Origin of the sequence: Pseudomonas brassicae (assembly GCF_010671725.1) — a bacterium.
Taxonomy (GTDB): domain Bacteria; phylum Pseudomonadota; class Gammaproteobacteria; order Pseudomonadales; family Pseudomonadaceae; genus Aquipseudomonas; species Aquipseudomonas brassicae.
Genome location: NZ_JAAHBU010000565.1, coordinates 1 through 1,262 on the forward strand (window position 1 = coordinate 1; position 1,262 = coordinate 1,262).

At 47.1% G+C, this 1,262-nt stretch carries 1 protein-coding gene and 1 pseudogene; both read left to right on the plus strand.

From position 1 onward, the window contains the following. Nucleotides 1-445: pseudogene (locus tag G3436_RS28120) on the plus strand (hypothetical protein); the annotation flags it as partial. Between the two features lie 248 nt (nt 446-693). Continuing rightward, nucleotides 694-1,038: a TnsD family Tn7-like transposition protein gene (locus G3436_RS29155; RefSeq protein ID WP_163951148.1), complete on the plus strand. Its 345-nt coding sequence runs from the start codon at nt 694-696 to the stop codon at nt 1,036-1,038. The last annotated feature ends 224 nt before the right edge of the window (nt 1,039-1,262 follow it).

Below are 1,262 nucleotides of genomic sequence, written 5' to 3' on the forward strand. Positions count from 1 at the left end.
AGGTCGGACTCTGCGCTATGGGTTTTACCCACCGAAGATCATAATAGCGAGCGTTGCAGAGCAACCCATATGTCCGACAGTGGAGCAAATCCTCAAGCGCTTAGGACACTCGGTGATTGAGTTAGCCAAGCTAGGCGTCTCTGTGCAGTTTCGTCCTGAAGATGTCACGGCTGCTTATAACGAAGCTATTCGTCGTCTCTCCGTAAACACAGAAGGATGCTTTGATGTCGAAGCAGGCCTAGCTTCATTCGCTTTACAACTGCAACCGTATCTTCCACTGGCCTCGCTTCCGACGACTCCACAGAAAGCTGAAAATTTTATACAGAGTCTGACCCGCACACCGCGAGTTAACTCCCATCCGCTCAAACATTTGATTCTGATCACTTGTATCTTCGGCGAGTTTGCGCATTTTGGGTGCGTTACACAGGTTCCAGTCTCTAGGTGATCAGGAGATCCCACTACATTCTCCAGACCACCGAAGACGAGCAGTAGGCGATAAACCAGCACACGGATTTAAAGGTCAGGAAATCAGCGACAGGGTCTTCAAAAAACTGAAGCCTAAAAAGTTGAAACCCCAGTTTCGGGAGAAGATCTTGGGTTGCTTGCGCAAAGGAGTGGAGAAAAATTCCATAGCGGAACGATATGGTATCTCGGTTTCTACGATAAACAGGACTGAGCTCTGATCCTCACCTGATGGCTGCTTGGAAAACTCAGCGCAGGGAGCTATTGCTACACGATCACCGTACGAAGTGGGTTAGCGGCATCGGCATGAATCCAGACGCAAGTCCGAAAATCCTGAGATTAATGCTCCCCAAGGTCTATCAATGGCTATACCGGAACGATAATGATTGGTTGATGGCTCAAACAAAGCGGATGCCAAGTGGCCGCGTAGGCAACAATCAAAAAATTGATTGGAGTGCACGCGACCGGCAGCTATGCGAGTCAATTGAATTAAGCATTCAAAAAGCGAAAATTTCAGGTACGAATGTTCCTGTTCGAGCTAGTCATATTTTCGCGTTGGTGCCGACAACTGCATAGGTGCCTAGAGAAAAGAAATCGCTACCCAGAAGCACGAAAGCTATTAGAACGAATTATCCAATCGGCCAAGACTTAATATGCAATTGAAGCGAAGCTCAGTAATCTATTCCCGGCAAGTGGTCGCATACCTACCATTACCATAATTACGCCATAGAGACTCAATAGGAATTAACTGCCTTTATCATAGCCCCGCAAATCAAAAACAAACTCATCGAGGTTTCATA

Coding starts and splice junctions, on each gene's coding strand:
- G3436_RS29155 (WP_163951148.1), top strand. CDS start 694: ATGGCTGCTTGGAAAACTCAGCGCAGGGAGCTATTGCTACACGATCAC.